5 protein-coding genes are annotated in these 7,940 nt (G+C 59.7%); 2 read left to right on the forward strand and 3 right to left on the reverse strand.

Annotated features, from left to right (window positions below; genetic code table 11):
- Positions 1 to 1,091: 1,091 nt before the first annotated feature.
- Both Q9S52_RS10040 and Q9S52_RS10045 read right to left on the reverse strand, forming a co-directional pair.
- The gene (locus Q9S52_RS10040; protein ID WP_304709011.1) at positions 1,092 to 1,337 is read right to left on the reverse strand and encodes a hypothetical protein; all 246 of its coding nucleotides are present in this window, start codon (positions 1,335 to 1,337) and stop codon (positions 1,092 to 1,094) included.
- A 16-nt stretch (positions 1,338 to 1,353) separates the two neighbouring features.
- Positions 1,354 to 4,371, reverse strand: a complete 3,018-nt coding sequence (locus Q9S52_RS10045) for a PEP/pyruvate-binding domain-containing protein (protein WP_304709012.1) — start codon at positions 4,369 to 4,371, stop codon at positions 1,354 to 1,356.
- A 404-nt stretch (positions 4,372 to 4,775) separates the two neighbouring features.
- Here Q9S52_RS10045 and Q9S52_RS10050 point away from each other — a divergent pair, with 404 nt between their 5' ends.
- Positions 4,776 to 5,975 carry a hypothetical protein gene (locus tag Q9S52_RS10050; protein WP_304709013.1) on the forward strand — a complete coding sequence of 400 codons (1,200 nt, stop codon included), beginning with the start codon at positions 4,776 to 4,778 and terminating at the stop codon, positions 5,973 to 5,975.
- Between the two features lie 908 nt (positions 5,976 to 6,883).
- On the opposite strand, the gene Q9S52_RS10055 is transcribed toward Q9S52_RS10050, so the two are convergent.
- Positions 6,884 to 7,126: a hypothetical protein gene (locus Q9S52_RS10055; protein ID WP_297625185.1), complete on the reverse strand. Its 243-nt coding sequence runs from the start codon at positions 7,124 to 7,126 to the stop codon at positions 6,884 to 6,886.
- A gap of 14 nt (positions 7,127 to 7,140) precedes the next feature.
- Between Q9S52_RS10055 and tyrS the strand changes: the two genes are divergently transcribed.
- On the forward strand, positions 7,141 to 7,940 hold an 800-nt coding region (gene tyrS / locus Q9S52_RS10060; RefSeq protein WP_304709014.1), incomplete at its 3' end, for a tyrosine--tRNA ligase.

Genomic DNA, 7,940 nt, shown 5'->3' on the forward strand with positions numbered 1-7,940 from the left:
GATTTCACTCGTTTTGCGGTGAGCAAAATCGAGATGAAATCCCAGCGGGCGACGAAAAACGCGGCGGAGCGAAAGCAGAGCCGCAGTGAGGCAGACACAGGGCAGTGCTTTGGGCCGTGGGTTGGGCTGTGCTTTTGCGACTCGTAGAGGCGCGCGGGCCGAAGCCTCTGACCGCGGAGGCCCGCAACTTGCCATGCTCGTTTTAGGCCCCGCAGGCTTCAACCCGCCTAAACCCAGAACAATAGCTCGGCTCTCTGAGCCGCCGGCCTTGTCGCCTAGGCGACAGGCCGAACACGAAAGAATTGGGGCGAGCTCTTGGTCGTGCTTTTGCGGCTCTTCGATTCGCGCAGTTCGCCGTCACTCCACGCGGCGGGCTGCAACTCGTCGGAGCTCGTTGCTGCTCTCCGCTGGTGGCGAACTGCTATAGGTCGAGAGCGACGCCATAGCGGCGCGTGGGGGGCGCGCCGAGGACGAACTTCCGAGAATAGGGCGATGAATGAGCCGAGCTCCTGCGACCTTTAGGTCGCCGGCCTCGTCGTCCAAGCCCCGTAGCGGCTTCGGGGGGATGGGCGACAGGCCGAACATGACAGCCGGGCGGTGACTGGGGGATAGCTTTTGTGGGCCGGGCGCCCGGGCGGATCGCAACGAACTCCGTGAGTTTGCGGGCCTCCCGAGGGGGAGGCGTCCGGCCCGCGCGGTTCTGCGAACCGCAGGAGACAGTTCCCAAACGAAGTTGCCATTAAAAAGACACGGCACTTCCCCCGTTTGTTCCGAGGGGCAACGCAACGGAAAACTGTGGCCGCGGATAGTTGTACTGCCGGAGTTGAAGTATTGCATGTTGAAGTACAAACTGCCATGACCGGTATTGCTGGCTGTGGACGAGCTACTGAATCCGTCGTATCCGACACCCGTCAGATTTCCCCATCGGTTGTTGTTTCCTCCGTCGCGGTAGCCCGGGGCGGTGCCGCTCGGCACGCGAAAGCTGGCCGTGTCTACCCCAGGCAATCGACCTGCCTCGACTTCAAGTGGGGGTCGAGGTTACCGCTTGGGGTGTTCTCGCTAGTATTCACGTGCCGAGCGGGCACCCCCGTTTATTCCGAGAGGCAACGCAACTGAAGACCGTGGCCGCGATGAAGTATATCTTGCGGGTCGAGCCACGTCACGTAGAAACTCAAATGTAAGCCGTAGATACCGCTCGTGGCGGCAGACCAGCCGAACCCGTTGTTACCGACACCGCTCAGTCTGCCCGGAGCATTGAAGTACCCCGCGTCGCGGTAGCCCGGGGCGGGGACGGTCGGCCCTCGAAAGCAGGATAAGACGTTTTTGCCGCTGTACACAACGAGAAAGAAGACCTTAGTCATCGGCCTCCGCAGCCTCCCGAGCCAGGCGGACGATGCCCCGGTTGTTGCGCCCGTCCACGAAGACGAACAGATCCTCCGGGACGCTCACCCGCCGGAAATGCGCCGTTTCCGCCGTGCACGGCAGCGCCTCTAAGGCCCCGGCGTCGAACACCCCGTCTCCGATCGCCGGGTTGAGCGTCAGATAGCCCACCCCGAACGACGTCAGATTCTGGAAAAAGTGCGTCCCCTGCGACGGATCGACCCGGAAATCCTCCAGACCGCACTCTGCGATGACCCGCGCCTCCGAAATCTGCGGCCACTTCACCGGAATCCCCAGCCAAGGGTCGCTCGACCCCCAGCGCCCCGGTCCCACCAGCACATAGTTCAGCCCCTCCCTCTTCATCGCCGTGTTCAGCGCGTCGATCTCCTCCGCCATTTGCGGCGTCTCCGAACGCTCGAACCGCCCCGGCTTGACATAGATGATGTCCCGCAACCCCTCGATCTTTCCCAGCCCCAAAGCCGACTCCGCATAGAGAATAGCCCCCTCCGGCCGTCCCTCCGGCGACGACCACTCCAGCCGGTCGCGCTGCGTCGCCTCCGCAATCGGGCGGATTTGCAGGAAGTTGAATATCTTCTCGTTTCCGTACGGCACGTCCATGTTGACCGCAAACTCGATCTCCACCGGCGACTTCATCTCCTCCGCCCCGATCCGCAGCAGCTCCCGCAGAATCTCGGCCAGCGGGAACGTGTCGTACTTCAGGATATGCGCGAAGGTGATCAGCTTGCGCCCCGGCTCGTTCGGCGAGTCGCTCACCGACTGGTTCAGTGCGTCCCACGTCGAGGCCACGTACTTCATGTTGCGGAAATGGGCCGCCTTCGGGATCTCGAACCGCACCAGATTCACCGCGTCGTCCGTCGACGTCCGCAGCCGCGACGGATCGAGCGACAGGGCGTACATCATCCGTTGCGTGTCGCGCAACATCAGCTCCGGCGTCGAGAGTTGCAGCACGCGTTGCGGATAGGCCGGCGAAAAACGCAGCGTAATCCCTCCCTCGACCACTAATTTGCCCAGCCCCAGCGCGATGTTGGCGATCCCGTCCTCCGGCCGTTCGTCGCCGATCGGGTAGAAGTTGAGCGAGCGCGCCACCCCCGACAAGGTCGGAAAGTAGTACCCCTCGTCCTCCGTTCCGCAAATCTCCTGAATCACCACCCCCATCTTCTCGTCGGCCAGACTGTTCGAACTCGCCTCGATGTAGGCCCGGCTCGCCCGGTAGTAGACCGAGGCGTAGACCCCCTTGATCGCCTTGCCCAACATGCGGATCATCTGATCCTCGTTGGCCACGCGCGGCACCATGTAGGTGGAGTATATCCCCGCGAAGGGCTGGAAGTGCGAGTCCTCCAGTTTAGAGCTCGACCGCACGGCCAGCGGCCGCTTCACATTCCGCAGAAATACCCGAAGGTCTTCGACCACCTTGTCCGGCAGCCGGGAGCCGGAAAACTCGGAGAGGATCTCCGCGTCGTCCAGATCCACTCCCTGCAAGGACTGCAACCCGTTTTCGCGGATAAAGCGGTCGAAATGGTCGGTAGCCAGCACCAGCGTCCGCGGAATGGTCACCCGCACTCCCTCCCATTTGTCATAGAGTTTGTAGGTTTCGAGCATATTGCCGATAAAGGCCAGCCCGCGGGCCTTGCCGCCCAGCGAGCCGTTGCCGCTGCGGGCGAAGCTGATGAACTGGTTGTAGGTGGCCGGGTCGAACTCGGCCACGACGCCCTGGCCCATCTGCCGACGGTAGCCTTTGATGGCCCGGAGGGTGAACTCGCGCATCTCGTCCGGCGTCTCGAACATGCTGTTGGTCATCGCCCGCAGCATGTGGGCCAGCGAGAAGATACCCCGGGCGTAGAGCCATTTCGAGAGCATGTTCTGGGCCGTGTAGTAGGTCATCACGTCGGTCGGAATCCGTTCCAGCGCGTTCTGCATCTCGCCCAGGTCGCGCGCCCGGGCGATCTCGTCACCGGTCAGGGGGTCGTAGAAGACGAAGTCGCCGAAGGCCATCCGCCGATCGATGAAGTCGGCCAGTTCGCCCAACAGGTCGGGCGAGCGTTTGTAGATGAAGTCGGCCCCCAGCTCGGCGGCGTCGCGACGGTGTTCGAGGCTGGTGGATTGCAGCACCACGGGCATGGTGGGACGGTCGGCGAGCACCAGCCGGCAGAGTTTGACGCCGGCGTGCGGGTCGGGTTCGGGCCGGTCGTCGCTGCGCCGGAACGAGACGTCGGAGATGATCCCCAGCAGGTGGTCTTTGTAGCGTTCGTAGTGCTCGACGGCTTCGTCGTAGGAGCGGGCGAAGAGAATCTTGGGGCGGGCGCGTTTGCGGAGTATCCGCTGCTGCTCGTTGAGGGCTTCGCGGACGAATTCGTTGGTTTGGCGGATGACGGTGCGGTAGAGGTCGGGCAGGTAGGCGGAGTAGAACCGGACGTTGTCTTCGACGAGCAGAATGGCCTGCACGCCGATTCCGAGGATGTCTTCGCGGGCGTTCATCCGGTCTTCGAGCATCTTGATGATGGCGAGGATCAGGTCGGCGTTGCCCTGCCAGCTGAACATGTAGTCGATGGCGGTGGTGTCGGCTTCCATCACGCGCCGGGCGACTTCGCGCGAGAAGGAGCTCATCAGGATGAAGGGGATTCCGGGCCGCAGCTCCCGCACTTTCCGCGAGAGGGTGAAAACGTCCATCTCGCCGATGTTGAACATGGTGATAATGAGGTCGAAGGTCTCGCCGTTCCGCAGCTTTTCGAGGGCTTCGAGCCCGGAGCTGACGCGGATGAAGGCGGGTGGGTTGCTCAGGTTCAGGTCGCTGTATTCCCGAACGATCTGGGCGTCGATATGGCCGTCTTCTTCGAGGGTGAACTGGTCGTAGGAGCTGCACACCAGAAGAATCCGGGTAATCCGCTGGCGCATAAGGTTATGAAAGTCAATGTCTACAAAAAATTTCTCGCTGTACTTCCCCATTTTATCCCTATTTTTGTCTGTAATCATTCATTTTTTCTGCTCCTATCCGGCTGGAACTGCCGCTTTTTGGAAAAAGCGGCACCAAAACCGACGCAGCAGCCGAGTTGCCATCAAGTTTACTTGAATGGCCGAGGCGCAAGGAGGAAACCTTAAGGTAAACTTTTATGCCAGCTACGCTACGCCTCAGGCTCCGCAGTCCTCAGTCTTCGCGATTGTGTTTGGGGCGGGGTTGTAGCGCGCCAAAGGTTTAGCTCGCATTAGCGCGCTACAACTCCCGGCCCAAAGAAGAGTCTGAGATTTGGGCCGCCGGCAGCTGGAGGATGCGTCAGCATCCGCCTAAAGTTTTTCTGGTTCTCTTTGTTCACAAAGAGAACAGTACCCTCCCGATAAGGTGCAACAAAAGAAAGTTTAATAGTTAAAATTAGTTAAATATGGGGAATTATGTATTGCGGGAGGTGAAAAGTGCGAGAGAATCGCTCGAATTCATTCGGATGGCCCGGGTTATCTATCGTGCCGATCCCATGTGGGTCGAGCCCCTGGAGCCCGATATCGCCGAAGTATTCGATCCGGCGAAGAATCCCTTGTTCGAGGGCGGAGAGGCCGTGCGTTGGACCTTGCACGATAGCAGTAAGGAGGGGCGGATCGTAGGGCGGATCGCTGCGTTTTACAACCGCGAGCAGAGCGCCGAAGAGGCCCAGCCGACCGGCGGATGCGGCTTTTTCGAGTGCATCGACGACCAGAAGGCCGCGAACGTGCTGTTCGATGCGGCTCGCGAATGGCTGGCCGAGCGCGGGATGGAGGCGATGGACGGTTCAATCAACTTCGGAGACCGGCTGAAGTGGTGGGGGGTGCTGGTCGAAGGCTTTACCCTGCCGCTGTACGGGATGAACTACAACCCGCCTTACTATGCACGGTTGTTCGAGACCTACGGTTTCCGGAACTATTTCGACCAGCATACCTATCTGCGGGAGTTGACGGTGAATGTCATGCCCGAGGCGTTGTACCGGAAGGCCGAACGGTTGTTTGCCAATCCGGACTATCGGTTCGAAGCGGTCGATATGAGCGATAAAAAGAAGGTGGCGCGGGACTTCATGACGGTTTATAACAGCGGTTGGGCTCAGTTTTCGGGGGTGAAACCGATGGATTTCGAGCATGCGTTGGAGATGGTCAGAGCGATGGCTCCGATCGTCGATCCGAAGGTGCTCTATTTTGCCTTCTACAAGGAGCAGGCGATCGGCTTTTTCGTGATCGTGCCCGACCTGAATGTGCTGATTCAGGATTTTCACGGGCGTTTCGGGTTGTGGAACAAACTCCGGTTGCTTTGGCGGCTTAAGGTACGACGCCGGAAGGGGCGGTTGTTCGGTGTGGTGTTCGGCGTGGCGGCCGAGTTTCAGGGGCGAGGGGTCGAGGCGGGGATGATCCGGCGGTTCGAACAGTATGTCGAGCGGAATCCGGAGCGGTACAGCTCGCTGGAGCTTGCCTGGATCGGCGATTTCAACCCGTTGATGATGCGTATGGTCGAGAGCTATGTACGGGCGGCGAAGTGTAAACGACATGTGACTTACCGTTACCTGTTCGATCGGGACAAACCGTTCGAACGTGCTCCGAAACTGGGGCGGGCGAAGGGGTAGGGGGCGAGTTGATTAAGCGATGCTGTGTATCGCTTTCGTCCCGGTGGTGCGCCCGTTGGGTGTTTTGTTAGAGTTGTCTTTACCTTTTGGCCCGCGCGCGGACAGAGAGTTGGGCCAAGGCTGCCTTAGCGAAACGCAGTTTCGCCCGTCCACGGGACGTGGGGCCCGCGCGGCCCGAGCGCAGTCCCCTTCTGTAGTCAAAGATGCGCGCCACGCCTTAGAAGGAAATCGTCAAAATGCGCTGGCGCGTTTTGACAAGATTTCCCCAGGCGCGCGAACAAAGAGTTGGGCCGTCGGCAGCTGGAGGATGCGTAAACATCCGTCTAAAGTTTTTTCGGTTCCTTTTGTTCACAAAAGGAACAGTTCTAGCCGGGGCAATGACAGGATCGCGCGCCGCCGCCTAAAGGAGCGATTCAACTATTTCGGCGGTGAGCCGAAATAGAATGAATCGCGCAAGGCGTGCGAAAACGCGGCAGAGCGACAGCGGAGCCGCAGTGAGGCTGAGACTGGACCGTGCCAGTTCTTCAGGCGTAAAAACCGGTTACGGTTTTTGCGCTGCGTTGGGCCGAGCATGAGGCTTGGATTTGGGTGGTGTTGGTGGCTGAGCCTTGAGCTGTGCTTATGCGACCTTTAGGTCGCCGGGCTTGCGGCGGGGTATCTTCGATGCCCGGGCCGGACGCCGCAGCCCGCACCCGACAGAATTGGGGCAGAGCATTGGCTGTGCTTTGGGGCGGGTTGGACGCCCGGGCGGAACGCAACGAACATCGTGAGTTTGCGGGCCTCCCGAGGGGAGGCGTCCGGCCCGCGCGGTTCATTCGAACCGCAGAAATTCAACCCATATGAGGATAAAGGCTATCCGTTGTTTTTGGGGTAGCTCCAGCCAGCTTTCGAGTGCCGAGCGGCACCGTTTATTCCGAGAGGCAACGCAACAGACGACCATAGGCACGACCGTCCGCCGGATTGGGCGAGAGCCCTTGTGTTTGAAACCACAAAAGCCGCCCATTAATGCCGCTTACCGCAGACGACCAACTGTAGCCGTAGTTACCCACGCCGATCGCCCCTCCCGCATCGTGGATGCGGTAGCCCGGGGCGGAGCCTTTCCCGAATATTCCGCCACAACACGGCTGAAAAAACGCTATCTTTACGCACAAAAAATCAAAAACCGATGGACTTTATCGAGGAACTCACCTGGCGCGGCATGATACACGATATGATGCCCGGAACTGTCGAACAGCTCAAAAAAGAGATGACTACGGCTTATCTGGGCTTCGACCCGACAGCCGATTCGCTGCATATCGGTCATCTCGTGGGCGTGATGATGCTCAAACACTTTCAACGGTGCGGCCACAAACCGCTGGCGCTGATCGGCGGAGCGACCGGTATGATCGGAGACCCGAGCGGCAAGTCGCTCGAACGTAACCTGCTGGACGAAGAGACCTTGCGGCACAATCAGACCGCTATCAAAGCCCAGCTCTCCAAGCTGATCGACTTCGACAGCGACGCGCCCAATGCGGCCGAAATGGTGAACAACTACGATTGGATGAAGGGCCAAACCTTCCTCGGGTTTATCCGCGACATCGGGAAACTCATCACCGTCAACTACATGATGGCCAAGGACTCGGTCAAGAAGCGGTTCAACGGCGAGGGAGAGGGGATGTCGTTCACCGAATTTACCTACCAGCTCGTGCAGGGATTCGACTTTCTGACCTTGTACGAAACCAAAAACTGCAAATTGCAACTCGGTGGATCGGATCAGTGGGGGAATATCACCACCGGTACCGAACTCATTCGGCGGAAAGCCAACGGAGAGGCTTTCGCGCTGACCTGCCCGCTCATCAAGAAGGCCGACGGGACGAAGTTCGGCAAGACCGAGAGCGGTAATGTCTGGCTCGATCCGCGATATACGTCGCCGTATAAGTTCTACCAGTTCTGGGTCAATGTGAGCGACGAGGATGCGGAACGGTA

The organism is uncultured Rikenella sp., assembly GCF_948810725.1.
Lineage (GTDB): Bacteria > Bacteroidota > Bacteroidia > Bacteroidales > Rikenellaceae > Rikenella.

Bases quoted from the DNA above. Each gene is read 5' to 3' on its own strand.
- Q9S52_RS10050 (WP_304709013.1), top strand. From the start codon at position 4,776: ATGGGGAATTATGTATTGCGGGAGGTGAAAAGTGCGAGAGAATCGCTC.
- Q9S52_RS10045 (WP_304709012.1), bottom strand. From the start codon at position 4,371: ATGATTACAGACAAAAATAGGGATAAAATGGGGAAGTACAGCGAGAAA.